The organism is Caballeronia choica (genome assembly GCF_001544535.1).
Lineage (GTDB): Bacteria > Pseudomonadota > Gammaproteobacteria > Burkholderiales > Burkholderiaceae > Caballeronia > Caballeronia choica.
The window spans coordinates 22,352-47,894 of record NZ_FCON02000059.1; the positions used below are offsets into that span (position 1 = coordinate 22,352).

Annotated in this window: 22 protein-coding genes and 1 pseudogene; 9 read left to right on the plus strand and 14 right to left on the minus strand. The window is 64.9% G+C overall.

The genetic code is table 11. The annotated features are described in order from the left end of the window. Positions 1-60: 60 nt before the first annotated feature. The 3 genes from AWB68_RS23670 to AWB68_RS23680 form a co-directional block, all read right to left on the minus strand. Positions 61-1,284, minus strand: coding sequence for a serine hydrolase domain-containing protein (locus tag AWB68_RS23670; RefSeq protein WP_087646781.1), 1,224 nt, complete (start codon positions 1,282-1,284; stop codon positions 61-63). 66 nt (positions 1,285-1,350) lie between these two features. Continuing rightward, positions 1,351-1,608, minus strand: coding sequence for a hypothetical protein (locus tag AWB68_RS23675; RefSeq protein WP_235028462.1), 258 nt, complete (start codon positions 1,606-1,608; stop codon positions 1,351-1,353). A gap of 62 nt (positions 1,609-1,670) precedes the next feature. Further along, a complete protein-coding gene (locus AWB68_RS23680) occupies positions 1,671-3,113 on the minus strand; it encodes a sigma-54 interaction domain-containing protein (RefSeq protein WP_087646782.1) in 1,443 nt (480 codons plus the stop codon). Positions 3,114-3,419: 306 nt separating this feature from the next. Between AWB68_RS23680 and AWB68_RS23685 the strand changes: the two genes are divergently transcribed. Beyond that, positions 3,420-4,820 carry a GntP family permease gene (locus AWB68_RS23685; RefSeq protein ID WP_087646783.1) on the plus strand — a complete coding sequence of 467 codons (1,401 nt, stop codon included), beginning with the start codon at positions 3,420-3,422 and terminating at the stop codon, positions 4,818-4,820. A 113-nt stretch (positions 4,821-4,933) separates the two neighbouring features. Here the strand turns inward: AWB68_RS23685 and AWB68_RS23690 are convergent, their stop codons facing one another. Together AWB68_RS23690 and AWB68_RS23695 are read right to left on the minus strand one after the other, a co-directional pair. Next, a complete protein-coding gene (locus AWB68_RS23690) occupies positions 4,934-5,365 on the minus strand; it encodes a hypothetical protein (protein WP_087646784.1) in 432 nt (143 codons plus the stop codon). A 165-nt stretch (positions 5,366-5,530) separates the two neighbouring features. Beyond that, positions 5,531-5,971: a DUF4279 domain-containing protein gene (locus tag AWB68_RS23695; protein ID WP_087646797.1), complete on the minus strand. Its 441-nt coding sequence runs from the start codon at positions 5,969-5,971 to the stop codon at positions 5,531-5,533. Positions 5,972-6,146: 175 nt separating this feature from the next. On the opposite strand from AWB68_RS23695, the gene AWB68_RS23700 reads away from it, so the two are divergent. Continuing rightward, positions 6,147-6,380 carry a hypothetical protein gene (locus AWB68_RS23700; protein ID WP_087646785.1) on the plus strand — a complete coding sequence of 78 codons (234 nt, stop codon included), beginning with the start codon at positions 6,147-6,149 and terminating at the stop codon, positions 6,378-6,380. A gap of 36 nt (positions 6,381-6,416) precedes the next feature. Here the strand turns inward: AWB68_RS23700 and AWB68_RS23705 are convergent, their stop codons facing one another. Next, on the minus strand, positions 6,417-8,429 hold the full coding sequence (locus AWB68_RS23705; RefSeq protein WP_087646786.1) for an AI-2E family transporter: 2,013 nt from the start codon (positions 8,427-8,429) through the stop codon (positions 6,417-6,419). A gap of 111 nt (positions 8,430-8,540) precedes the next feature. Next, entirely contained in the window at positions 8,541-11,042 is a 2,502-nt protein-coding gene (locus AWB68_RS23710) for a PAS domain-containing protein (protein WP_160110049.1), read from the minus strand. 171 nt (positions 11,043-11,213) lie between these two features. Between AWB68_RS23710 and AWB68_RS23715 the strand changes: the two genes are divergently transcribed. The 5 genes from AWB68_RS23715 (at position 11,214) to zwf (ending at position 16,813) form a co-directional block, all read left to right on the plus strand. Further along, positions 11,214-11,396 carry a DUF1289 domain-containing protein gene (locus AWB68_RS23715; RefSeq protein WP_087646788.1) on the plus strand — a complete coding sequence of 61 codons (183 nt, stop codon included), beginning with the start codon at positions 11,214-11,216 and terminating at the stop codon, positions 11,394-11,396. Positions 11,397-11,559: 163 nt separating this feature from the next. Then, positions 11,560-11,886 (plus strand): hypothetical protein, encoded by a 327-nt coding sequence (locus AWB68_RS23720; RefSeq protein WP_125483017.1) that lies wholly within the window; start codon positions 11,560-11,562, stop codon positions 11,884-11,886. Positions 11,887-12,124: 238 nt separating this feature from the next. Next, positions 12,125-14,200, plus strand: a complete 2,076-nt coding sequence (locus AWB68_RS23725) for a 2Fe-2S iron-sulfur cluster-binding protein (protein WP_087646789.1) — start codon at positions 12,125-12,127, stop codon at positions 14,198-14,200. Positions 14,201-14,289: 89 nt separating this feature from the next. After that, on the plus strand, positions 14,290-15,189 hold the full coding sequence (locus AWB68_RS23730) for a LysR family transcriptional regulator (RefSeq protein WP_087646799.1): 900 nt from the start codon (positions 14,290-14,292) through the stop codon (positions 15,187-15,189). A 151-nt stretch (positions 15,190-15,340) separates the two neighbouring features. Then, positions 15,341-16,813: a glucose-6-phosphate dehydrogenase gene (gene zwf, locus AWB68_RS23735; RefSeq protein WP_087646790.1), complete on the plus strand. Its 1,473-nt coding sequence runs from the start codon at positions 15,341-15,343 to the stop codon at positions 16,811-16,813. A gap of 67 nt (positions 16,814-16,880) precedes the next feature. On the opposite strand, the gene AWB68_RS23740 is transcribed toward zwf, so the two are convergent. Beyond that, positions 16,881-18,053: an FUSC family protein gene (locus tag AWB68_RS23740; RefSeq protein WP_087646791.1), complete on the minus strand. Its 1,173-nt coding sequence runs from the start codon at positions 18,051-18,053 to the stop codon at positions 16,881-16,883. Positions 18,054-18,252: 199 nt separating this feature from the next. Then, the gene (locus tag AWB68_RS23745) at positions 18,253-18,684 is read right to left on the minus strand and encodes a YqaA family protein (protein WP_087646792.1); all 432 of its coding nucleotides are present in this window, start codon (positions 18,682-18,684) and stop codon (positions 18,253-18,255) included. Between the two features lie 311 nt (positions 18,685-18,995). Here AWB68_RS23745 and AWB68_RS23750 point away from each other — a divergent pair, with 311 nt between their 5' ends. Beyond that, complete coding sequence (locus tag AWB68_RS23750) at positions 18,996-19,955, plus strand: O-fucosyltransferase family protein (RefSeq protein WP_087646793.1); 960 nt, start codon at positions 18,996-18,998, stop codon at positions 19,953-19,955. Positions 19,956-19,958: 3 nt separating this feature from the next. Here the strand turns inward: AWB68_RS23750 and AWB68_RS23755 are convergent, their stop codons facing one another. The 3 genes from AWB68_RS23755 to AWB68_RS23765 all read right to left on the minus strand — a co-directional run bounded on the left by AWB68_RS23755 (position 19,959) and on the right by AWB68_RS23765 (position 22,926). After that, a complete protein-coding gene (locus AWB68_RS23755) occupies positions 19,959-20,834 on the minus strand; it encodes an amidohydrolase family protein (RefSeq protein WP_087646794.1) in 876 nt (291 codons plus the stop codon). 17 nt (positions 20,835-20,851) lie between these two features. Continuing rightward, positions 20,852-22,138, minus strand: a complete 1,287-nt coding sequence (locus AWB68_RS23760; RefSeq protein ID WP_087646795.1) for an MFS transporter — start codon at positions 22,136-22,138, stop codon at positions 20,852-20,854. Between the two features lie 65 nt (positions 22,139-22,203). Beyond that, entirely contained in the window at positions 22,204-22,926 is a 723-nt protein-coding gene (locus tag AWB68_RS23765) for a GntR family transcriptional regulator (RefSeq protein WP_087646800.1), read from the minus strand. A gap of 156 nt (positions 22,927-23,082) precedes the next feature. On the opposite strand from AWB68_RS23765, the gene AWB68_RS23770 reads away from it, so the two are divergent. Continuing rightward, on the plus strand, positions 23,083-24,387 hold the full coding sequence (locus AWB68_RS23770; protein ID WP_087646801.1) for an MFS transporter: 1,305 nt from the start codon (positions 23,083-23,085) through the stop codon (positions 24,385-24,387). A gap of 9 nt (positions 24,388-24,396) precedes the next feature. On the opposite strand, the gene AWB68_RS23775 is transcribed toward AWB68_RS23770, so the two are convergent. Both AWB68_RS23775 and AWB68_RS23780 read right to left on the minus strand, forming a co-directional pair. Beyond that, positions 24,397-25,227, minus strand: a complete 831-nt coding sequence (locus AWB68_RS23775) for an amidohydrolase family protein (protein WP_087646802.1) — start codon at positions 25,225-25,227, stop codon at positions 24,397-24,399. Between the two features lie 19 nt (positions 25,228-25,246). Further along, positions 25,247-25,543: pseudogene (locus tag AWB68_RS23780) on the minus strand (class I poly(R)-hydroxyalkanoic acid synthase); the annotation flags it as partial.

The window sequence follows — 25,543 nt, forward strand, 5'->3', positions numbered from 1 at the left end:
GCTCCGTTGTGTTCCCCTGTCACGACAGACCGCGAGTCACGCGAAAAGTGCCTTCGACGATCAATCGTCGATTGCGTCGTAGAGCAAGCGTTCGAATTCCTGCGCCATCGGAAACGGCTCGTCGGCGCGCCGCTGGATCATGAAGAGCCCGATCATGTCCTCGACGGGATCGGCGAACCAGCTTGTGCCGAGCGCTCCCGGCCAACTGAACGAACCCCGCGAGCGATACCCGGCCCGCATTTGCCGCGCGGGATCGTCGACGATGGCGAGACCCAGGCCAAAGCCCTGGCTCGCCCACACGGGATAGCCGAAAGCCGGAATGCGGCGCTGCTCGGCGGTGAGGAAATTGGAGCGCATCAGGTCGATCGACTTGTGCGACAGGATGCGCGGACCCTGCACGCGCTCACCTTCATCGCCGTGTAGACGGCCGCGGCCGAGCAGCATGCGCGCGAAGCGCAGATAGTCGTCAGCGGTCGAGACGAGGCCGCCGCCGCCGCTCTGGAATCGATCCGGCTTGATCCAGCGGCTCGTCGCGGGATGGTCCTCGGCGACCTGACGCTTGCTCGCGCCCTCGACCGCATACGACGTCGACAGCCGGTCAACCTTCTCCGGCGGCACGACGAAGCCGGTATCGGGCATCCCGAGCGGCTCGAAGATGCGCGTGCGGAAGAACTCGTCGAGCGACATGCCCGCGACCCGCTGGACCAGCGCGCCTAGCACGTCGGTCGTGATGCCGTAATGCCAGCGCGTGCCCGGCTGGTACATCAGCGGAAGCTCGGCGACGTGGTCGAGCCAGCGCCCCGGATCGACCATCATGTCGAAGCCGTTGAACACGCGTTCGTAGGCTTCGGCGAGCGCGCCGTCCGCCGTGAAGTGATACGCGAAACCCGCGCGATGCGTCAGCAGGTCGACGAGCGTGATCGGCGCGCGGATCGGCTCGGTCTGGTCGAGCGGGGCGTCGGGACTTGCGAGCACGCCAAGGTTCGCGAGTTCGGGCAACCACTTCGACGCCGGACTTTCGAAGTCGAGCCGCCCTTCTTCGACCAGCATCAGCGCGGCGACGCTCGTGACCGGCTTGGTCATCGATGCGATGCGAAACAGCGTGTCGCGGGTCATCGGACGCTGCGTTTCGAGGTCGCGCCAGCCCAGCGTGTCCACATGCGCGATCTCGCCGCGCCGCCACGCCAGCGTGACGATGCCCGCGACATCGCCCGAATCGACGAAGCGCTGCAACGCGTGACTCACACGGGCGAGGCGTTCTGGGTCAAAGCCGGCTTTCGACATCGGTTCTCCTGTCTCATTGCAAGGATGACGAACGGCGCCTCGATTCGAAACGGACTTCGCCGATGCCTATTGCGCCTTGCAGGCGATCAGCAGTCCGTTCTGGCCGTTGTCCGTGGATTGCTCGAGCACGTCGTAGCTGCCGCCCTGGCAGGTCGCGCGCGCGTTCTGTGTACAAAGGCTCCAGCCGCCGTTCGACGGGCACTGGATCAGCGTGGTCGGGCGTCCGTCGGCGGAGAAAAGCGGCGGTGCGCTGCTGCAACCGGCGAGCGCCAAAAGCGTCGCCGCAAGCGAAATCGAAACGCCGAGTGCTTTGCCGAGCTTCATGCCAACCCCTTGTTCCACGCTGTTTTTATGATTTCTGGAGTATGCCACGCGTGTGCGCGACGCTACATCTCGATGCCCAGCGCGACGATCTTCTTATAGAGCGTCGCCCGCCCGATGCCGATGCGCTTCGCCGTCTCGGTCACGCGCCCGCCGCTCGCACGCAGCGCATCGGCGAGGAAGGTCCTTTCGAAATTCGCCAATGCGTCCGCGTAGGACGTCACCGGTTCGTCGATGGCGGTTTGCGACGGCTCCGGCGCCTTCAGGCGCGCCGAGCCGATGAACGGCGCGAGCGCGCGGGCGTCGATGTGCTCGCTGTCCGATAGCATCAGCGCGCGTTCGAGCGTGTTGCGCAGCTCGCGCACGTTGCCGGGCCACGGATACGCGCACAAGAGACGCAGCGCGTCGTCCTGCAAGACGAAGTGGCCCGCTTGGCCCGGCCGCGCCTGCGTCGCCAGCTCTTCGAGGATCGCGTAGGCGAGCGCCTCGATATCGCCGAGCCTCTCGCGCAGCGGCGGCGCGTGGATCGTCAGCACGTTCAGCCGGTAGAACAGGTCCGCGCGAAACCGGCCGGCCGCGACGAGCGCGGGCAGGTCGGCGGAAGTCGCCGCGATGATCCGCACGTCCGCGCGCACGATGCGGTTCGAGCCGAGCGGTTCGAACTCCTTGTCCTGCAGGACGCGCAGGAGCTTGCCCTGGAGCGGCAGCGGCATGTCGCCGATTTCGTCGAGAAAGAGCGTCCCGCCGTCCGCCAGTTCGAACTTGCCGACGCGCCCCTTGCGATCCGCGCCGGTGTAGGCGCCCGGCGCCGCGCCGAAGAATTCGACTTCGAGCAGCGTCTCCGGAATCGCCGCGACGTTCACCGTCACGAGCGGCTTCGCGGCGCGCGTCGAGGTTCCGTGGATCGCGTGGGCGAGCAGTTCCTTGCCGGTGCCGGTTTCGCCGAGCAACAGCACCGGCGACTCGACTTGCGCCGCCCGGCGCGCCTGACGCTTCACTTCGAGGCTCGCCACGCTCGTGCCGACGAAGCTCGCGAACGTGTACTTGGCGCGCCGCGCCTGCGCGAGCGACTGGCGCGTCGCGATCAGTTCCTGCTGCACGCGCGAGTAATGCGCGAAGAGCGGCGTGAGCGCCTTCATCTCGTCGAAGAGCGCAAAGCCGATCGCGCCGACCGTCTCGCCGCGGTCGTCCTTGAGCGGCAGCCGCGTGACGACGAGCGGTTCGCGGTCGGTTTCGAGCACGTCGAGCAGGATCGGCTTGCCGGTCATCACGACTTCGCGCATCAGGCTGTGCGGGATCACGGATTCGCAGTCGCGGCCGATCGCCTGCTCCGGGTCCGAAAAGCCGAAACGCGCCGCATAACGCTTGTTGATCCAGACGACGCGCGCATCCGCATCCACGATGAAAGTGCCCTCGCTCAGATTCTCGAAGGTCTTGAATAGCGATTCCATCGCGCGCCGCAGTACGTCGTTGTAGTTGGCGGGAACCTGAGTCCAGTCGTTTTGCATCGACAATCATCTCCTGAACGTCGGACAGTCTCTTTATTGAGACAGAATATCTCATTATAGAGACGCCCCGCAATGCCTTGTTCATGCTATGAAGCGAGCATTGAAGAGTGATATTTCTTGCTGCAACGACGTCTCGCGCAGTAGACGTTTCGGTACAATTCTTCGTCGGTTAGCGGCTGGAGGACCGGACAGGCCAGCCGGAGCCGTGTTGGCACGATTAGTGCTCATCGCCTTGCCGGTCGCGTCATCGTTCGCGCAACCGGGCTTTCAAAAGAAGCCGCCGTAACAAAAACCAACGGAGACTCAATGTCCTTCATCATCGTGCTCGCCGCCCTGGCGTTCCTGATGCTGGCCGCTTACCGCGGCTACAGCGTCATCCTGTTCGCGCCGATCGCCGCGCTCGGCGCCGTCCTTCTCACCGATCCCGCCGCCGTCGCGCCGGTGTTCTCGGGCATCTTCATGGAGAAGATGGTCGGCTTCGTGAAGCTGTACTTCCCCGTCTTCCTGCTCGGCGCGGTGTTCGGCAAGGTGATCGAACTGTCGGGATTCTCCGAATCGATCGTCGCCGCCGCGATCCGTTACATCGGCAAGTCGCGCGTGAATGCGGTGATCGTCGCGGTGTGCGCGCTGCTCACCTACGGCGGCGTGTCGCTGTTCGTGGTGGTGTTCGCGGTGTATCCGTTCGCGGCGGAAATGTATCGCCAGAGCGATATCCCGAAACGCCTGATGCCCGGCGCAATCGCGCTCGGCGCGTTCTCGTTCACGATGGACTCGCTGCCCGGCACGCCGCAGATCCAGAACATCATCCCGACGACCTTCTTCAAGACCACCGGCTGGGCCGCACCGTGGCTCGGCGTGATCGGGTCGCTGTTCATCATCGTGGTGGGGCTGACGTTCATCGAATGGCGCCGTCGCAGGGCGATGGCGAAGGGTGAGGGTTATGGCACGTCGCTCCTGAACGAACCGGAGCGCGTCGAGGCGAAATCGCTGCCGAATCCGCTGCTCGCGATCGCGCCGCTGATTCTGGTCGGCGTGGCGAACTTCGTGCTGACGAAGTGGATTCCGACGTGGTACGGCGCGAGCTACACCGTCACGCCCGAAGTGCTGCCCGGCATCCACGCCCCGGTGACGACGGCGGTCAAGACGGTCGTCGCGATCTGGGCCGTCGAGGGCGCGCTGCTGCTCGGCATCATCCTCGTGCTGGTGACGGCGTTCGGCCGCGTGAAGGAGCGTTTCGCGACGGGCACGCGCGTGGCGGTGTCGGGCGCGCTGCTCGCGGCAATGAACACGGCGTCGGAATATGGCTTCGGCGGCGTGATCGCGGCGTTGCCGGGGTTCATCGTCGTCAGCGATGCGTTGAAGAGCATTCCGAATCCGCTCGTCAACGCGGCGGTGTCGGTGAGCTCGCTGGCGGGGATTACCGGGTCGGCGTCGGGCGGGATGAGCATCGCGCTCGCGGCGATGTCGGATACGTTCATCAAGGGTGCGGAGGCCGCGCATATTCCGCTGGAGGTGCTGCATCGCGTGGTCGCGATGGCGAGCGGCGGCATGGATACGTTGCCGCACAACGGCGCCGTGATTACGCTGCTGGCGGTCACCGGGTTGACGCACCGGGAGTCTTACCGCGATATTTTCGCGGTGACCGTGATCAAGACGCTCGCGGTGTTTTTCGTGATCGGGGTTTATTACATGACCGGGCTGGTTTGAGGCGTGGGGGTTGGGGGTAGTGCGAAACGGCAGACCGGCGGTCTGCCGTTTTTGTTTGCGGGTGGGGGATTAACGGGTTTGTCGGGAATCCCGGCTTCTCGCTTCGTCGAAGGCTACGACTTCAACCAGATCGATTCGCAAAGTACAGCCATTTCCGCGCCGCATGACGGCTCCAGGATAAACAACGCCCCTCGGCCCGTTACGAAGTCGCGCGCATACTGATCCGCTCGTTCACCGTCGATTGGTGCGGCCTTGGCATCGTCACGGCTGTTCACCCATTGCACCCAGGTGCGTACTTCGTCGGACGAAAATCGATATCTCGGTGAGATGAGAAGTCGCGATACAACGTTCTGCTCGCTGAAGTCGACAATGCGTTGAGCAATGACACCTGTGAATCGAAATACTCCAGCCTCGCCGCTCACGCGCTTGAAACTCACCACCAACTCCCTGTCGTCCGAGAAATGTTCGATGCGTACGATTTCTGCATCGTGAAAGCTGGGAACGTCGTTGATTTCCCCGACGTTGGCGTAGTTCGTTGTGTCCATATGCAATTCCTCGATTACGGCAGTATCGACATCGGTACCAACGTGGTTTTCTCGGTCCGTCGAAGATTGAACTCTGTAGGCGACGCTGCTAACACCAGGTTACAGCTCACCGAAGGGCTGACGTGCCTTAGCCTTGCATATCTCGCGTCGACTTGACCCCCATCGCTAGCGGTACTCGTCGATCTCGATGACGCCGCCGAGGGATTCCATCATCTCGCGCAGGTCGTCAGGCACATCAGGTACGCGGTCACCGGTTTCGTTGTACCAGTAGCACCAAAGTGACATCTTGACGCCGTCTTGGCCTATCCGGTCACGAAGGTCATCGCGTGGCAATTTGAGAATTCCGGTCAGGTAGCGCAAATGCGGTTCCAACCGGTCGCTCCGCACAGCCTTCGCGCTCTCGATAGCCCAGAAGCCCAGCTTCCCGGGATGCCTGCTGAACTTGCCAGACGGATACAAATACGGCTTTCCTTGGGTGATTGTCGAGTCGGGTTGAACGCCAAAGTACTCCGTCCAGAAGTCAGGTTCGACAGCGGTGCCGGATATGATGAAAGTCGCGTGAGCGAGCGCATGGGCCCGCACGTTTGACGCGTGGTCAGGGAGCATAGTCATGGAAGTTGTCGTCCAGTTCTTTCACGGGCGACTCTATTGGATTTCCGTCGAAGCGAAAATTCCTGCATAGATTTGTTACGCTCGCGCTTCGAGCCACGCCCCGCACGTCACCAACCGTAAATCCGCCATCGCTTGGTACTATCGGAGCATTACAACTCAGGAGTCTTCGATGAGCGCCGAAAACAATCGCATAGAAGAAGCGCGAGCGATGGAACGCATCGTCAACGCGACCAAGCAGGTGCAGACCGCTTTCACGGCGCTCCAGGCGCAGTTCGCGCCGATGGGCGACGGCCGCCCGTCGCAGATGGCGCTGCAAACTTTCGACGCCGCGTTGCAGGAACTCGAAGAAGCGCAGGCGGCCTTCGACACGATGCTCAACGACCTCTTCGACGGCAACCGCTGATCGCCGATCGTTGATCGCCGCTCGTTAGCACGCAGCTCAGGCCCCGCGCAGTACAGGCACGCGCGGCGCGTCCTCCGCCTTGCCGCCCGCGGCGGCCTCCTCGTCCGGCGGATTGAGGCCGACCCACGACACGCCGTCACTCGATTGCCGGCGCGCGGCCGCGATGCAGGCATCGACGAGTTCCCTGAACGACGTCGCCGCCGAACTCGTGCGCACGAGCGCCTCACCCTGCAGCGAACTTTCCGGCACGACGAGTCCGACGATCAGGTCCGCCGACGGCACCCGCTGATGCAGGCGCCGCAGCAGGTTACGCAGATACGGCGGCGATTCGGCGGCATCGAACGATATGACGCACAAGATCGACACCCCCGACAGGTCCACGTCGGCGAAGCGGTTGCGCGAGAAGCGCTCGTAGGGCGCGAAGTCCGCGCCCAGCCCGTGCTTCTTGAAGAGTTGCACGGCGATGGTCGCGGCAAGATCGTCGAGTTCGCCGCGACCCGCGATGCACAGCACCGACGCCGTGTGCCCTTCCTCCACGGCATCGAAGCGCTCGGACGGCGCTTCCGGCGGCACGCCCGTCCGCTCGCTGGCGCTTTCGAGGCTCGCGGGCAGTTCTTCCTCCGCCTCGCGGGTCCGGGGCGAATCGTCGGCGTCTTCGAGACCGTCCACGATGTCGAGCGCCGACTCGTTGATGCGTCGCAACTGGTCCGCCGTCACGACGCCGCGCATCACGTCGTTATGCGCGAGCCGCAGGCCGGCGAGCGCCACTTCGTCGTAGTAAGCCGTCAGCGAGCGCTCCTTCAGCAGTGTTTCTGCCTGCACCAGCGACTCCTTGGGATCGTTCGCAAGCAGCCGCTGGTAGAAATTTTCCGCTGGCGTGAGCGCGGGCCGGTCGCCGAACAGCACATCGAGGAATTCGAGCCGGTCCACATGCCGGCCCAGAATCACGAGGCACAGCGTGAGCGGCGTCGAGAGCACGAGGCCGATCGGCCCCCAGATCCAGCTCCAGAAAATCGCCGCGACGATCACCGCGAACGGCGAAAGCCCCGTGCTGTGCCCGTACAACAGCGGCTCGACGACCTGTCCCGCGACGACATCGGTGACGCCGAACAGCACGATGGTCCAGATCAGCATCGTCCAGCCCGGGCCGACCGCGGCAGCGAACACCACCGCGACGAGCGCCGCGATCCACGTCCCGACGTAGGGCACGAAACGCAACAGCGCGGTCAGCACGCCGAACAGCAGCGCGCCCGGCACGCCGATGATCGCCAGCCCGATCGACACGACAATCCCCACGCCGACATTGATGCCGAGTTGCGCCAGAAAATAGCGCGAGAGGCGCCGCGCGGCTTCGTCCATCGCGGTTGTAGCGCGGTGCAGGTCGCGCGAGCCGAACAGGCGGATCAGCCGGTCGCGCAAGTCCTCGCGCTGCAACAGGATGAAGATCGCGACGACGAGCACGATGCCGGTCGTCTCGAGCGGACTGATCACCGGCGACAGGAAACGCTGCGCGAGTTCCAGCGGCGACGGCGACGGCTCGTGCACCTCGACGGGCATCGGCTGGTCGATCGGTGACGCGGCCTGGTCGTTCTCGTTCTTGTTCGCTTCCTGCTCGCGCGCGGGCGACAGGCGCTTGAGCGCGCGCGACGCCTTGCCGAGCATCTCGTCGGCGCGTCCGACCGTCACTTTCTGCACGCTTTCGATCTTGCGCTCGACGGCCACCTGGTATTTCGGCAAATCGCCGGCAAGTTGCGCGACCTGGGCGCCGATCAGCGCGCCCACGGCCGTCAGCACCGACAGCGCGACCAGCACGGCGACGATCACCGACGGCACCTGCCCGAACCTGAAACGCCGCAGGAAGTCGACGAACGGCGCGAGCAGGAAGCTCAGGAGCACGGCGAGGATGATCGGGATCATCACGGCGCGCCCGAAGTAGAGCGCGCAGATCACGACGACGCCGGTCACGAGCGACGTCAGCGCCCGGACGCTGGGCGCATCGGGCGGCAGGACCTTGACGGGCGGACGGCGCGGGCCGGAGGGTGGAGGCATGAACTCGTTCTCGCGAAAGCGGCGGGCGGTGGGGACTCGGTTCAACCCGTCAAGTGAAGCAAGGCGCGTGCCGTTCGCAAATTCAAAGGTGAGGCAATCCGGGAGCGGCCATCACTGCGGCGCCGGGGCCGCGACGATGCGCCTTATCCGGCTCGCCATCGATTCCAGCGTGAAGGGCTTGGTAATCATTTCCATGCCGGTGTCGAGAAAGCCGTTGGCGCGCGCCGCCGCCTCGGCGTAGCCCGTCATGAAAAGTACCTTGAGCGTGGGCCGCGTCGCGCGCGCGGCATCGGCGAGCTGGCGGCCGTTCAGGCCCGGCAGCCCGACATCGGTGACGAGCAGATCGATGCGCGCGGGCGAGTTCAGCACCGCGAGCCCGCCCGGTCCGTCGACGGCTTCCATCACTTCGTAGTCCAGGTCGCGCAGGATCTCGCAGACGAGTTCGCGCACGGCGGAATCGTCCTCGACGACGAGAATGGCATGCCGCTCCTCCGCGCGATGCGCGTCCGTCAGTTCGCCCGCGACTTCCGGACGCTCGGCGCCGCCCTGATAGCGCGGCAGGTAGAGCCGCACCGTCGTGCCGAGGCCGAGTTCGCTTTCGATCGTCGCGATGCCGCCCGACTGCTTGGCGAACCCGTAAGCCATCGACAGACCCAGCCCCGTGCCCTGTCCGAGCGGCTTGGTCGTGTAGAACGGGTCGAAGGCGCGCTCGCGGACGTCGTCGGTCATGCCGCCGCCTGTGTCCGACACCGACACCACCACGTACGATCCCGGCACCACATCCGGGTGACGCGCCGCGAAATCGGCGCCGAGTTCCGCGTTGTCGGTTTCGAGGGTGAGGTGGCCGCCGTCGGGCATCGCGTCGCGCGCGTTGATCGCGAAGTTGAGCAGCGCGTTTTCGAGCTGGTTCGTGTCGCAACGGGTGAGCCAGAGATGGTCGTTGCGGATCACCTTCACGTCGATCGCTTCGCCCATGGTCCGGCGCAACAGGTCGTCGATGGAGTTGAGCAGCTCGTCGGCATTGACGGGCTTGGGATCGAGCGGCTGGCGCCGCGAGAACGCCAGCAGCCGATGGGTGAGCGACGCCGCGCGATTGGCCGCACCCATCGCCATCGCGATGAAGCGGTCGATTTCGTCGATCCGGCCAAGCTGCACGAAGCGGCGGATCAGTTCCAGCGGCCCCGTGATGCCTTGCAGCAGGTTGTTGAAGTCGTGCGCGATGCCGCCCGTCAGTTGCCCGAGCGCCTCCATCTTCTGCGCCTGCCGGAGCGTCTCCTCGGTCTGGCGCAGCGCGCGCTGCGTTTCCTTCTCGCGCGTGATGTCGCGCCCGTTGCCGTAGAGCGCGTCGCCTTCCTGCGTCACCACCCACGACACCCAGCGCGGCGTGCCGTCCTTGTGCAGATTGCGGTTCTCGAAGCGCGCGAACCCCGCGCCGATCGCGGCATCGAGCGCCGCGCGGGTCGCCTCGACATCGTCGGGATGCACGATGTCCGCGAACGGGCGGCCGATCAGTTCTTCCTCGGCGAAGCCGAGAATCGACGTCCACGCCGGGTTGACCGCGCGCAGCACGCCGTCTTCGCTCGCGACGATGAACAGGTCGCGCGAATTGCGCCAGATGCGGTCGCGCTCGCGCGTGCGAGCCTCGACTTCGGCGGCAAGCGAATCATTCAGCCGCCGCAGTTGCGCCTCGCTCACGCGCAGGCGTTCCTCCACGCGCTTGTGATCGGTGATGTCATACGAAACGCCGAGATAACGCTTGCCAGACGCGCCGTCGACCGCTTCGCCGCGACGGCCCATCCAGCGTTCCTCGCCGTTATCGGGGCGGCGGATGCGGTATTCGAGGTAGTCGAGCGCGCCGCTCGGGATGTCCGGGTCGCCTGTCAGGACCTGGGCGCGGTCCTGCGGATGGATCAGCGCGATCAGTTCGACGATGTCGAACTCGGCAAGCACGGGCAGTCCCCACTGACAGCAGAATTCCTCCGACACTGCGATGCGCCCGCGCTCAGGAAACAGCTCGAAGGTCCCGACGCGCCCCGCCTGCTGCGCGATGCGCAGGCGTTCCTCGCTTTCGCGCAGTGCGCGGTCGCCCTTGTAGCGTTCGATGGCGAGCGCCGTCACGCTCGCGACAAACGCGATTTCCTCGAGGTCGTCGTTCGTGGGGCTTTTTGGAATCGGATAGTAATTGGCGAAGGTGCCGAGCACGCTGCCATCGGCGGCGCGGATCGGCATCGACCAGCAGGCGCGCAGACCGTGTCCGAGTGCAAGTTCACGAAACGACTGCCAGAGCGGATCGGTCTCGATGTCGTCGACGATCACCGGCACTGCGTTGTAGGCCGCCGCGCCGCACGAGCCCGTCAGCGGGCCGAATTCGAGGCCGTCGATTGCCTCGTTGTAGCTCGCGGGCAAGCTCGGGGCTGCGCCGTGGACCAGGCGCTTGCCGCTTGCATCGACGAGCAGGATCGACGCGTACAGGCGCTCGCCCGACAACGCCTCCACGCGATGGATCACGTGTTCGAGCACCTCGGCGAGCGGCATGCCGGCGACGACACGCCCCAGCACCGCGCGCTCGAATTCGAGCCGGCTCAGCGTTGAGAAGACGAGTGGTCGGCGCATGTCGTGGAGCACTGGACCGTACTTGAGCGCGTGAGGATGAAGGCATCTTAGCATCCGCTAAAACGCCTCACCTATGGCTGCTATTGAAAGAAACAGTTGGATGAGCGGGCACGCGGCATGCGAGATTGAGGCCCTTGAAGCGCACTGCTGCGCCTGCCAACGGGAACGCTCATGGCTGTGGAATCGCCCTGCATCAGCATCTGCAAGTTCGACGAGAAAACCGGCTTCTGCATCGGCTGTCTGCGCACGAAGGACGAATGCAAGCGGTGGAAGAAGATGAAGGACAAACACCGGACAAGGATCATCGACGCGCATCACAAGCGCAAGGCCACGCTGAAGAAGCACAAGAAGTAGCGGGCTCGAACGCGACAAATGCTGGACTTATTGGCGATGGGGGCTTCAACACGTGGCGCGCGGTTGGCCTAAACTGGCTTGATGCAACCACGTTGCAGCGACATCGAAAAATCATCACGCGTGGACCGGACACCGACCTCAAATCCATTGAAGGAGTTCAGCCATGAACGCTATCGTTCGCGCGGGAATCGTTGTATCGATGTTGGCTTTGGCTTCGAGCGGGTCCGCCGTTGCGCAGCAAATGACGCGGCCAAGCGCCGAAACCGACATGTACGCACCCGACAACAGCACGAAGCTGATGCCGGGCGCCGCAGTCGGCAGCCAGTATCCGACGCACGGTAATCAGCAGGCGGGGGAATTGAACCTGAACCCTGCCGACCCGCGGGCGCAGCTCGTGAACGGGTTGCCGAACAATGCGCAAAGCGGCGGCTATGGCTCGCCGCTCGCGGGCAACAAGGCGAATGTGAAGGTGAATGCGCAACCGCAGTAGGGGTTCGCTCGCGCTCGTTGCCTCTGCCTCTCTCGCCGCCTGGCATGGTCGGGCGGCGTGAACGCGCGCGTCGCTCGGCGGCGCTGATCGTTCTCGTTTCGAGAATAGTCATTTGAAATCCGCCGGTATTCAGTCGGGCGCCTTGGCGGCCTAGACTGTATTCAACCGTTTGATGCGCTCAGGCCTCCATGAAGCGTAAAAACATCGAACGCTGAACCCCACCCACCGGCAGATCATCATGTCCATCGCATCGGCAATCGAAGCCCGCTCCCCCTGGCACGACGGCGAACTCGCGCTGCAGCGCAGCGTCGGCGTGGCGGAGCGCATGGACGGCCCTGGCCGCAGATTTGTCCGCAATTTTCTGCTCGATGAACACCGGCAGTTCTATCCGCTGCTGCCGTTCATCGTCGCGGGCGCGGTCGACGGCAACGGCGAAACGTGGGCCACCCTGCTCGCCGGTCGCCCAGGGTTCCTGCAAGCGGCCAGCGCCGCGATGCTCACCGTCAACGCGATGCGCGACCCCAGCGACCCCGCCGACGCGGGTTTGCACGATGGCGCCGCCATCGGCCTGCTCGGCATCGACTTGCGCACGCGTCGGCGCAATCGACTGAACGGCGTGATCCGGCGCGAAGGCGCCGCGGGCTTTGGCGTGGAAGTCGCGCAGAGCTACGGCAACTGCCCGCAATACATCCAGTTGCGCGACTTCGAGATGAGCCGCGATCCGGCCGTCCACTCGCCGGTGGCGCCCGTGCGGCTCGACAGGTTGTCCGCGCACGCCGCGCGCATGATCACCAACGCCGACTCTTTCTTCGTCGCGTCCTACGTCGATCGTGACGGCGAGCGCCAGGTCGATGTCTCGCATCGCGGCGGCAAGCCGGGCTTCGTGCGCGTCGGCGACGACGGCGTGCTCACGATCCCCGACTTCGCCGGCAACCTGTTCTTCAATACGCTCGGCAACTTCCTCCTGAATCCGAAGGCCGGGCTCGTATTTCCCGATTTCGAAACCGGCGACCTGCTCCAGCTTTCCGGCGATGCCGAAGTCATCCTGGATTCGCCGGAAATCGCCGCGTTCCAGGGCGCGGAACGCTTGTGGCGCTTCACGCCGCGCCACATCGTCTACCGTGCTGGCGCGCTGCCGCTGCGCTGGCATGCGGAGGCGCGCGGCCAGTCGCCGAATTCACTGATGACCGGAAGTTGGGACGAAACCGCCGAACGCCTCAAGGCGGCGGCGCTCGCGCGGGCATGGCGGCCGTTTCGCGTCGCGCGAGTCGTCGATGAAAGCGCCGTGATCCGCTCGTTTCATCTCGAACCGCTCGATGGCGCGGGCATCATCGCGCATCAGGCCGGGCAACACCTGCCGATCCGCGTGACGCCCGTCGGCGGCGGGCATCCGGTGATTCGCACCTACACGCTGTCGGTGGCGCCGTCTGATGGCTTTTATCGCATCAGCGTGAAGCGCCAGGGCCTCGTGTCCGCGCATCTGCACGACACGCTTCACGTCGGCGACATCATCGAAGCGCGCGCGCCCGCCGGCGACTTCACGATCGACGCCACCGAGCGCCGGCCGGCCGTGCTGCTGGCGGCGGGCGTCGGCGTGACACCGATGCTCGCGATGCTGCGGCACATCGTCTATGAAGGGCAAAGGAAGCGCCGCACGCGGCCGGTGTGGTTCTTCCACTCGGCGCGTTCGCTCGCCGAGCGCGCCTTCGCCGACGAAATCAGCCAGCTTGCGAAAAGCGCGGGCGACGCCGTCCACGTGGTCCGCTCGCTGACCGATACCGAAGGCGCGCGCCAAGGCGTGGACTACGACCTGCAAGGCCGCATCGACATCGCGATGCTGATGAAGACGCTCCCGTTCAACGACTACGACTTCTACCTGTGCGGTCCGGCCGCGTTCATGCAGTCGATCTACGACGGCCTGCGCGCGCTCAATATCGCCGATGCGCGCATCCACGCGGAAGCGTTCGGGCCGGCCGGCCTCGCGCGCACGATCGACAAGGGCACGGCGGCGCCGGCCGCGCGTGCGCCGGCGGTCGAGGCGGTTCCGGTCGCGTTCGCGAAGTCGTCGAAGGAGGCGCGCTGGACGCCCGAGGCCGGCACGCTGCTCGACCTTGCCGAAGCGCGTGGCCTCGAGCCCGAGTTCAGTTGCCGGGGCGGAAACTGCGGGACGTGCAGGACGCGCATCGTCGAGGGCGCGGTCGCGTACCCGGTCGCGCCGTCGTTCCATGTGCCCGAAGATGAAGCGCTGATCTGCTGCGCGGTGCCCGCAGAAGCGCAAGAGGGGGAAGCCAGCCGGCTCGTGCTGGATCTCTGACTTCGCTGAAGCTTGGGAAGCCCCATCCCATTGTTCCTCGATGGCTTATGGCCGAGAATGCAGGTCACCGCGAGCACATCGAGAACGAGATGGATCGATTCCAGGCGATGGCGACGTTCGTAACCGTTGTCGAGACCGGCGGATTCGCGTCGGCCGCGCGCAAGCTCGACGTGTCGCCTTCGGTGGTGAGCCGCGTCGTGACCGAACTCGAAGAGCGGCTCGGCGTGCGGCTTCTCACGCGCACGACGCGCGTCGTGCGCCTGACCGATGCCGGCACGGCCTACTTCGAAGACTGCCGCCGCATCCTCGGCGAAGTCGATGACGCCGAACTCGCGGCAACCGGCACGCATTCGTCGCCGCGCGGCCTGTTGACAGTCACCGCGCCCGTGCTGTTCGGCAAGTACTACGTGATGCCGGTCGTGACCGACTATCTGGCGCGCTACCCGGAAACCGACGTGAACGCGTGGTTCATCGACCGCGTGGTGAATCTGGTGGACGAGGGCATCGACGTGGCGGTGCGCATCGGCGAGTTGCCCAGTTCGACGTTGCAGGCAATCAGCGTTGGCCGCGTGCGGCGCGTGCTATGCGCGTCGCCCGACTACCTGAAGCGGCACGGCGTGCCGCGCCGCCCCGAAGACCTGGACGAGCACACGACGATCCTCGTGAGCGGCATCTCGACGACCCCCGAATGGCGGCTGCACGAGGGCGACCGGCAGGTCCTCGTGCGCCTCCAGCCGCGCCTCACCACGACCACCAACGACTCCGCGATCGCGGCCGCTGCCGCGGGCTTCGGCATCACGCGACTGCTGTCGTACCAGGTCGCGCGGCATTTGCGCAACGGCACGCTGCAGATCGTGCTGGCGGAGTTCGAACCGCCGGCGCTGCCGATCCACGTCGTGCATCGCGAGGGACGGCACGCCGCGCAGAAGGTGCGTGCGTTCCTCGACCTCGCCATCGACACGCTGCGCGCGGACCCGTCGCTGAACTGACCAGCCGCCGGAATCGGCCCGCGCGACGCGTTGCGTGCAAAAAACCCGCAAAACATGCACCATAGACGTCTTCGGAAAGTCTTGCCTGTCTCTGCATTTACTCCGGCATTTACCCGGCATCTGCTCCATCAACCGGCAACCTCTACGCACCATGACGACTCATAACCCATCCGCCAGCGACCTTCCCGTCGACATGATCATTTTCGGCGGCGGCGGCGACCTCTCCGCTCGCAAGCTGCTGCCCGCGCTCTACATGGCGCACCTGCATTGCAACCTGCCGCCCGAGACGCGCATCATCGCGATCGGCCGCAAGGACTGGTCGCGCGACCAGTACCTCGCGTTCATGGAAGAGCACTCGCGTCCGTTCGTCGACAGCAAGGCGCTCGATCCGCAGTCGTGGGACAAATTCCTGGCGCTGTTCGACTACGTGCGCATCGACATCGACAGTGCCGCCGACTTCCAGCGGCTCGCGCAAACGTCGCGTCCGAACGCGCTGCGCGTGTTCTATCTCGCGACCGCGCCCGATCTCTTCACGACCATCTGCGACAACCTCACCAACGCGGGCCTCGTCGACCAGCGTTCGCGCGTCGTGCTGGAAAAGCCGCTTGGACACGATCTCGCCTCGGCGCAGGCGATCAACGAATCGGTCGGGCGGCACTTCAAGGAAGCGCAGATCTATCGCATCGACCATTACCTCGGCAAGGAAACGGTGCAGAACCTGATGGTGCTGCGCTTCGGCAACGCGATCTTCGGGCCGCTGTGGCAGGCGCCGTACATCAAGAGCGTGCAGATCACGGTGGCGGAGACGGTGGGCGTCGGCAGCCGCGCGGGCTTCTACGACCAGACCGGCGCACTGCGCGACATGGTGCAGAACCACTTGCTGCAACTGCTGTGCATCGTCGCGATGGAGCCGCCTGTTTCGCTCAATCCCGATGCCGTGCGCGACGAAAAGCTGAAGGTGCTGCGCTCGCTGCGGCCGATGTCGGTCGCCGACATCGCACGCGATACGGTGCGCGGCCAGTACGCGGCGGGCGCGATCGGCGGCGAGCCGGTGAAGGGCTACATGGAGGAAGCGAACGTCCCCGCCGAGAGCCGCGCGGAAACCTTCGTCGCGTTGCGGGCGCACATCAACAACTGGCGCTGGGCGAACGTGCCGTTCTTCCTGCGCACGGGCAAGCGGCTGCAAAAGCGGCAGTCCGAAATCGTGATCGACTTCGCCGACCTGCCGTTCTCGATCATCCCGAGCGGCCCGCGCAACTACGGCAACCGGCTGATCATCCAGTTACAGCCGGAGGAATCGATCCAGCTTCAGATGCTCGCGAAGGAACCGGGCAGCGGCATGCACATGCTGCCGGTCAACCTGAACCTCGACTTGCAGCAGGCGTTCACCGAGCGGCGCGCGGAAGCGTACGAGCGGTTGCTCATTGACGTGATTCGCGGACGCCTCACGCACTTCATGCGCCGCGACGAACTGGAAGCGGCGTGGGCCTGGGTCGAACCGATCCTCGCGGGCTGGAAGGAACTCAACGACCGTCCGCGCACCTACACGGCAGGGACCTTCGGGCCGGCGGCATCGTCGGCGCTGATGGCTCGCGAGAACATGGCGTGGGCCGAAGAGGCTTGATGCGGGCTTGATGCTGGCTTGATGCGGGTTTGATGCACGACGCGCGGCGCGCGGTTCGCAGCACGGTTCAAAGCGCGCTGCCGCTCTGCCGCGCGAGCGGCAGGCGGCTCATCGCGAGCATCACGACAGCCAGCACGACGATGCCGGTCAGGATGCCCGACAGGCGCATCAGCGCCGGAACGGGGTCTGAGGACCAGTGATGGTCCTGCACGAAGACCATGATGAAGGCAATCGTGAACTGTCGTCCGACGTAGCTCGCGCCTTCCTTTCCCGTCTGCACGTGGCATCCGCACCAGACCCCGAGCGACAGCGCGAACATGCAGGCCAACGCGTGATCGCCGAGCACCGGCAGCAGCGCCACGCTAACCAGACCGGCCAGCAGGCAGCCCGCGAAGCGCTGCACCATCCGTTCGACGACGGGCCGCCGCGTGTGGCCCGCGAGCGACGACGCCGGCAGGATCAGCAACGCGATCGCCGTCACCATCGCCTGCGCGAAACCGGGGAGCTTCAGGATGTAGGTCAGCGCCGCGAGTATCGCGATCGACATTGCGCTCTGCCACGCGAGCAGTTTGCGCGCGGCGTGAACCGCGGCGGGCGACGGCGGCGGAGTCGGCGGCGTGGCGGGCGCCGCCGCGGCGGGCGCACTGCCTCGCCAATAGCGTTCACCCATATGAAACGCGCCCGACACCAGCACGCAAGCGAGCGTCCCGACGACGACTTCCGCCACGCGCAGCACCGCGAACGAAGCGGTCGCCGAGGCCGAGCCGAGCAGGTGCGCTTCGAACGTCACCATCAGCGCGGTGGCCGCGCCGAGGACCCACGCGTATCCGGCCTCCGAACCGAGCGCCTGATACACCGACACCCCGCTGATCACACCCATCACCGGCACGAATACCCACGGCAGATCGCCGAGCAACGGCCCGACGATCGCGCCGAGCAACCCGCCCAGCACCGTGCCGAGGATGCGGTGCACGCCGCGCTGCGCGGACGCCGCGAAGCTCGTCTGCATCACGGCGAAGCCGCTGATCGCCGCCCACCACGTATTCGACAGATGCAGCGCATAAGCGAGCGCCACCGCGAGCGCGACCGAGAGCATCGCCTGTGTCGCGAAACCGGCGCGCTCGGTCGACGGCTTCCACGCGGCCAGTTCGCGGCCAAGCGCGGTGAACGCATCGCGGACGATCTGCGCGAGCGTGCCGATGGGTGTCGGCGGGTGCGTGTCGCGGGGAGGATCGTCCATGTGGGGGTATCGTCCTGCGGGATTCGGATGGAGTAGAGGTTAGATGCCCGCCGCGAAGACTTCAAACGTGCGCGCTGCGGTTACAGGGCGTTCACACGGCAATCGAAAACGCGAACGTCGCGATCAGGTTGCGCAGCGCATGCACGCGCCATCCGATTCATTTATTCGGCCTAGTTGTAATGTGAATCAACGGATCGAATCAAATCAGCACGAGCGCCGCGACGACGACATACCGCGCCGTCTTCGCAATGGCGACGATCAGGAGAAACGACGCCAGCGGCTCGCGCAGCACGCCGGCAATCATCGTGAGCGGATCGCCGATGACGGGCGTCCACGAGAGTAAAAGCGTCCAGCGGCCGTATCGACGATACCAACGTTCGGCGCGCTCCAGCGCGGCGGGCTTGATCGGAAACCAGCGGCGATCCCGGAATTGCTCGATCGAGCGGCCGAGCACCCAGTTGATCGTCGAGCCGGCGATATTGCCGACGCTCGCGACCGCGACCAACAGCCACGCCGGATGGCCGCCATGCAGCAACAAGCCGACGAGGAGCGCTTCGGACTGAAGCGGGAAGATCGTCGCGGCGACGAGCGCGACGATGAACAAACTCCCATATATTGATAGATCGGCCAATTGATTTTGAGTTATTGCCGCAGTCGCGGCGCATTGATGAACGCGCTCACGATACATAATCCTCGGGGTTAACGCCAATTACATTGCAAGTAAATTTTTCGTTGAAAAGGCGCAGAAATTACGACAACGTTTGCGTGAAGATTCGGCAGGCATGAGTCAATGGAAATATTACCGACATCCGTTAGCAACCCAACGCAGAGGCGGCAAATCTGTTCCGCAGCGAATGTCTGGATGTTATTCTGCCCTTGAGATTCCAGGCATCGCACGCCATACGCAAACTCCAAGAAGCCTAATCGATAAGGAGCCGAGCCATGTTGCGAAAGGTGGTCGATCGCGTCCGGCAGTTCCGGCGCAGCGAAGGGTTCAAGCACTCGGTCGCCACGCCTGTGCGGGTCTCGCTGCATGCACGGCAGCGCCTGAACAGGAGCGTGTTCGCCATCGAGATACACGAGAATTCGGGCTTCTTCTCCGTGATGCAGATGGTCCTGTTCATCCTCATGCATTGCGAGGAGAAAGGCCTGACGCCGCGTATCTCCGCGCGCGGCGGGCTTTACGGCGATCCCGAAGGCAGGATCGACTGGTTCTCCAAATACTTCGAAAGCGTGCGGCCGTCGACTGGATCGTTGGCTTCGCAAAAGGTCAGGACATCGACTGTCAGCGATCTGGTTCAACTCGGTTTTCGACAGCGATATGAAGCACGGCTTCGTATCGAGAGCGCGAGCGAATTGTTTCTCTCGCATTATCGGCCGGCTGCGCCTATTCGCGATGAAGTCAGTGCGATCTGCAAAAGACTCGAGATCGGTAAATCGACACTCGGCGTTCATTTCAGAGGTACGGACAAGAAAGTCGAGGCGATGACGGTGCCGTGGGGCGATTTCTGCCGGCTGGTTGAATCGACGCTTGCCGATCATCCGCATTTGACGAATATCTTCGTTTCAAGCGACGAACAGACGTTTATCGATTTCTTTTGTGCTTGGTCGTTTAGCCGGCCTGTTAAAGTGGCGCCCGCGAAACTGCTGGCGAATGGCGATATGCCGATTCATTTCAGCGGTTATCCGGGACTTGAAATCGGACGTGAAGCGCTGGTGTCGAGCTTGTTGCTTTCGAATTGCGGGTTTCTCGTGAAGACGCCGTCTTATTTGTCGGCCTGGTCGAAGATTTTTAATCCGTCGCTGCCGGTGAAACTGGCCGCGCCGCCCCGGCCGGATGCGTTCTGGTTTCCGGACAGCCAGCTTTGGGTCGAGCAGGATGTGCAGAGTAAGGCGGCTTGAGGGTTAAGGTGGCGTCGATCCCTGACCAAAGTTGAACAACCGCGCCGGCGTACTCACCAATACGGCACGACGTTCACGCTCATCCCGAACGACCGCATCCAACACCCGTAACGCCCGCTCGAAGCGCTCGGTCTGCTCGAACTGCGTGTGCGGCCAGTCGCTGCCCCACACCAGCCGTTCGACGCCAAATTCATGCTTGAGGGCATCGGCCGCCACCCGCGCGAACGCGGTCGCAACCGCCTCCACGCCATTGCGATAAGCGCCAGATATCTTCACCCAGACCCGCCCCGTTCGACCCAGCGACAGCAAATACCGAAACCCCGGGTCCTCGACACCCAACGCGGGATCGGGCCGTCCGAAATGATCGACGACGATCCTCACCTCGTGCTCCAAAAGCGGCTCGACGATTCCCGCAAGCCGCTTCGCTTCGACATGCACCTCCACATGCCACCCCAGACGCCCGAGATGGCCGAGCGTGGCATGCCAAACGGGGTCGTCGAAACGCGGATCGGGCGCGTCGAAGAGATTCAGACGGATGCCGACGACACCCGCGCGATGCATCGCGTCGAGATGCGCCGGGTTGCACGTCGGAGGGCACGCCGGATCGATCACCGCGACGCCGCGCAGCCGTTCAGGCGCCAAAGCCAGCGCACGCAGCAGATAGCGACAGTCCGTGCCGAGAAAACTTGGCTGCACCAGCACGCCATGCGAGATGCCGTGGGCGTCGAGTTGCGCGAGATAGTCGGGAAGCGGCGCATCGTAGCGAGGCGCATAGCGGCGGCGCGTGGCGAGCGGCAGCCCTCGCTCGAAGACGTGCGCGTGCGTGTCGATCGCCGTGATCGGCCCGGGCGCCGCCTTGTGTTCAGGTTGAATCGCCATGTTTCGTCGGGTCCCGCTCAACGGCGATGAACGCGCGGCATCGGCACGGCGACTTCACGTTCGGGCAGGTCATCCGCGAGCGTTCGTCCGCGTGTCTCCGGCAACATCAGCACCGCCACCACGACTATCGAATACGCGATCCCCGCGTCGATGCCGATGGCCGTGCCGAGCCCCATGTTCGCGGACATGTGTCCGACCAGCACGGGAAAACCCGCCGAGACGATACGCCCGAAGTTGTAGCAAAAGCCCACGCCGGTACCTCGGGTGCCGCGTGGATACAGCTCGGAGAAGAGCGCGCCCATGCTCGCCGGAATGCCGGCCGCGAAGAATCCGAGCGGAAAGCCGAGCACCAGCATCGCGGCGTTGCCGAGCGGCAGGAACAGATAGGCCACCACCGTCGCAACGCAGCAGATCGAGAACAGCAGTATCGTGCCGCGCCGGCCGATGCGGTCGAGTAGCTGCGCGCTCGCGAGACACCCGCAAAAGAACGCGACGATGATGACCGCCAGATAGCCGCCCGTGCCAAGCACCGACAGATGGCGCTCGGTCTTCAGGTAGGTGGGAAGCCACGTCATCAACGCGTAGTAACCGCCGTGCGCGCCGACGCCGAGCAGCGCGCCGACGAGCGTCATGCGCAACACCTGCGGCGAGAAAATGCCGAGGAGCGGCACACGGTCGAGTGTCGCGGAAGGCCGCGCCGCGCTGCGCGGCGGCGCCGGAGGCTCCTGGACCCCTCGTCGCACATAGAGGATCAGCAACGCGGGCAGGATGCCGATGCCGAACATCACGCGCCAGGCGGTGTCGGCGGGAAGCAGCGAGAACATCAACGCGTACAGCAGCACCGCCGCCGCCCAGCCGACCGCCCACGCGCTCTGCACCGTGCCCATCGCCTTGCCGCGATGCTGCGGCCGGATCGCCTCGGCCATCAGGACGGCGCCCGCGGCCCACTCGCCGCCGAAGCCGAACCCCTGCAGGCTCTTGAGCACGAGGAACTGCGGATACGTCTGGGCGAACGCGCAAAGGAACGTGAAGACCGAGAAGAACGCGACGGTCCATTGCAGCGTCTTCACGCGGCCGATGCGGTCGGCGAGCATGCCCGCAATCCATCCGCCGAGCGCCGATGCAACCAGCGTCGCCCCGCCGACCAGCCCCGCTTGCGTCCGGCTGATCGACCATTCCGCGATGATCGCCGGAATCACGAGGCTGAACATCTGCACGTCGAGGGAATCGAGCGCCCATCCGCCGAAGCACGCCCAGAACGTGCGCCGCTCGTTGCCGGAAATCTCCCTGAACCATCCGAACATCGCTTGCCTCCTGATTGCGCCGCGCCGTGCGCGCTGGTCGATCGATCGTGCCGGATGCGATCCGGTCAGCGAATCTCGGCCTGGTAGATGAATTCGCTCGCGGGGCCGCGCGAGCGCCGCCATTCGAGCGGATGACGGTCGTAGCCATACGCAAGCCGTTCGATGACGACCGTCGGCGTGCCCGGTTCGATGCGCAAAAGGCGCGCGTGCAGCGGCCCGATCGCTTCGACGGTGAGCGTCTCGGTCGCTGACGCGATCACCTGATTGCACTCCGCCTCGTAGACCGGATACAGCAGGTCGCCGATTCCGTCGATCGGCAACCGGGCGAACGCCTCGAAGCGATCGAACGGCAGCCAGATTTCCTCGGCGAGCATGGGGACGTCGTCGATCAGGCGCAGCCGCGACAAGCGGATGACGCGCGCGTTCGGCGCGATCTGCAGCGCGGCCGCGACGGCGGATGGCGCCTCGACGACTTCCCGGCGCAGGATGCGGCTTTCGGGAATGCGCCGCTCGCCCTGCTTGGTCTGGAAGCGAAAGAAGCGGAACAGCGAACTGTCGAAGCTCGCGCGGCGCACGAAGGTGCCGCGACCCTGGAAGCGTTCGAGCATGCCTTCCGCGACCAGCAAATCCACCGCCTTGCGCACCGTGCCGACCGCGACGTCGTAGCTTTTCGCGAGCGCCTGCTCGGTCGGGATGGCCTCGCCCGGACGCCAGTGGCGCGCGGCGATCATCGCGACGAGTTCGTCGCGCAGACGTTGATAGCGGGGAAGTCGGTTGTCGGCTTGCATGTCGGGGCCTGATGAATTCATCTATATGTTTCCACGAAGACGAGCCATTCGTCACGCCGGGGCAAACCCCTATGCAAGACCGCCAGCGGGTTATCACTGATTGTGTCGACCAACGATTCAACTAAACATATGTATGAATTCACCGGAGTCGACCGCATGATGCAGACCGCAACCCCCACCGAACAGCAGGTCGTGACGAAGACCGCCTGGCGGCTGATGCCGCTGCTCATCGTCATGTTCCTGATCGCGTTCATCGACCGGCAGAACGTCGGCTTCGCCAAGCTGCAAATGGTGCATGACCTCGGCATGACCGAGGCGTCATACGGGCTGGGCGCGTCGTTGTTCTTCATCGGCTACCTGCTGTTCGAGGTGCCGAGCACGCTCGCGCTGCATCGCTTCGGAGCGCGGCTGTGGCTCGCGCGGATCATGGCGACGTGGGGCGTGATCACGGTGCTGATGGCCTTCACGCACTCGATGGCCCTCTTCTACGTGTTCCGCTTTGCGCTGGGCGTCGCGGAAGCGGGCTTCTATCCGGGCGTCATCTTCTATCTGACGCTCTGGTTTCCGCAAAGCCATCGCACGCGCATGTTGGGGTTCTTCACGCTCGGCAGCGCGCTCGCCAACATGCTCGGCTCGCTCTCGGGCGGGCTGCTGCTCTCGCTCGATGGCAACCTTGGCCTCGCGGGCTGGCAATGGGTGTTCGTCGCGACGGGCGCGCCGGCGATCGCGATCGCCGCCGTCGCGCTGCGCTATTTGCCGAATTCGGTGGAAAGCGCGCCGTTTCTCTCCGACGAGGAGAAGCGCGTGATGAAAGCCGCGTTGTTGCGGGAAGCGTCACCCGAGGCGACCTCCGAGCATCCGTGGCGCGCGCTCATCGACCCGCGCGTCTTGATGTTCGCCGGCGCGTACATGCTGATGTCGACGTCGCTCTATGGCGTGACCTACTGGATGCCGACGCTGCTCAAGAGCGGCGGCGTTTCGTCGTCGCTCAATGGGCTGCTGAACATGATTCCGTGGGCGCTCGGCGCGTTGCTGCTGCTGTGGCTGCCGTCGAAACTGAAGCGCGAGGGCGTCGTGCTGAAGGCGATGGGGATCGTTGCGGGCGTCGGCGTCGTGGGCTTCGCCTTGAGCCTTGTCTTGCCGACGCTGCCCTTGCGCTTTGCCGCGCTCGTGCTCGGCGGGGCCTGCATCCCGCTGCTCTACCCGTGCTTCTGGTCGCTGCCGCCGCGTTTCTTTTCCGGCGCGCGGGCAGCGGCGAGCGTCGCGGCGATCAACTCCATCGGCAATCTCGGCGGGTTCTTCAGCCAGAACCTGATGCCGTACGTGGGCAAGGTCGCGGGCAGCGCGAGCGCGCCGATGATCGTGCCGGTGGTGTGTCTTGCGACGCTCGGTATCGGCATGACGATCGCCTGGGCGTTCAAGCAGCGTGGCGCGGTAGTGGGTGCGACGGCAGGCCGGTGACGCCGCCTTTCATCCCCCAAACTTGAACAGCCTTCGCGGCGTGTCCCAAAAGACGCGCCGCCGCTGCCCGGCATCGGGAACCATCTCCGCGAAAAGGGTGAGCAACGGCCCGTAATCGAGCCGCACCGGCGCGCGCAGGAACGGCCAGTCCGAGCCCCACACGCACGCGTCGGCTCCGAACGTGCGCAGCAGTTCCCTCACGTAAGGCTGCACATCCTCGTACGGGTGATCCTGCTGTGAAATCTTCTGCCAGCCCGAGAGCTTGACCACCGTGCGCCCGCCGTCCGCGAGACGCAGCAGCGCCTGAAACCCAGGCTGGTTCAATCCGCCGCCGACCTCCGGCCGCCCACAATGGTCGATCAGCACGCGCGTGCGCATCCTTTCGATGGTGGGTATCAACTCGACTAGCTGATCGCCCACGACCTGGATCTGCGCGAACAGGTCGAGGTCAGCGAGCAGGTCGAGCAGCGCGCCCGCACCGGTCACGACCTCGGCGCCTTCCATTGCCGGATTGAACGCGACCCCCACGACGCCCCCGCCCTTCAGCGCAACGAGCGCCTCACGGCTGACATCGTTGTCCACCACCGCGATACCCTTGAAGCGCCCCGGCGCCTGCGCGATTGCATCGAGCATGCAGCGGTTGTCGGTGCGATAGCCGCTCGTCGGCCCGACGAGCAGCGCGTGACGCACGCCGTGGGCGTCCATCACGCGCAGGAACTGCTTCGCCGTGCCGATCTCCTGCCCGGAGGGCCGGTACACGGTGTCCTCCCGATAGGGAAACCGCGCCGGATCGAACACATGGTTGTGGCAATCGATCTTGTCTTCGTCGTGGATAGCCATGTTTCCCGTGGTCATCAGCTCAGGTGCCCATCACTTCCGGCGGATGCTTGGCGACATAACGCCCCGGTGCCGGTTCGATGGGTTTGTATTTCGCGTTGCCCAGCTTCTTCGGCGCCGCGATCTCCTGGCCGGCGTGCGGCTTCAGCCAGTTGGACCAGTGCGTCCACCAGCTTCCCGGCTGCGACTTCGCCGATTCGAGCCACGCATCCGGACTGCCGCCGAGCTTGCCGTCGATCCAGTAGCTGCGCTTGTTCTTCGAAGCCGGATTGATCACGCCCGCGATATGGCCGCTCGCGCCGAGCACGAACTGCGTGTC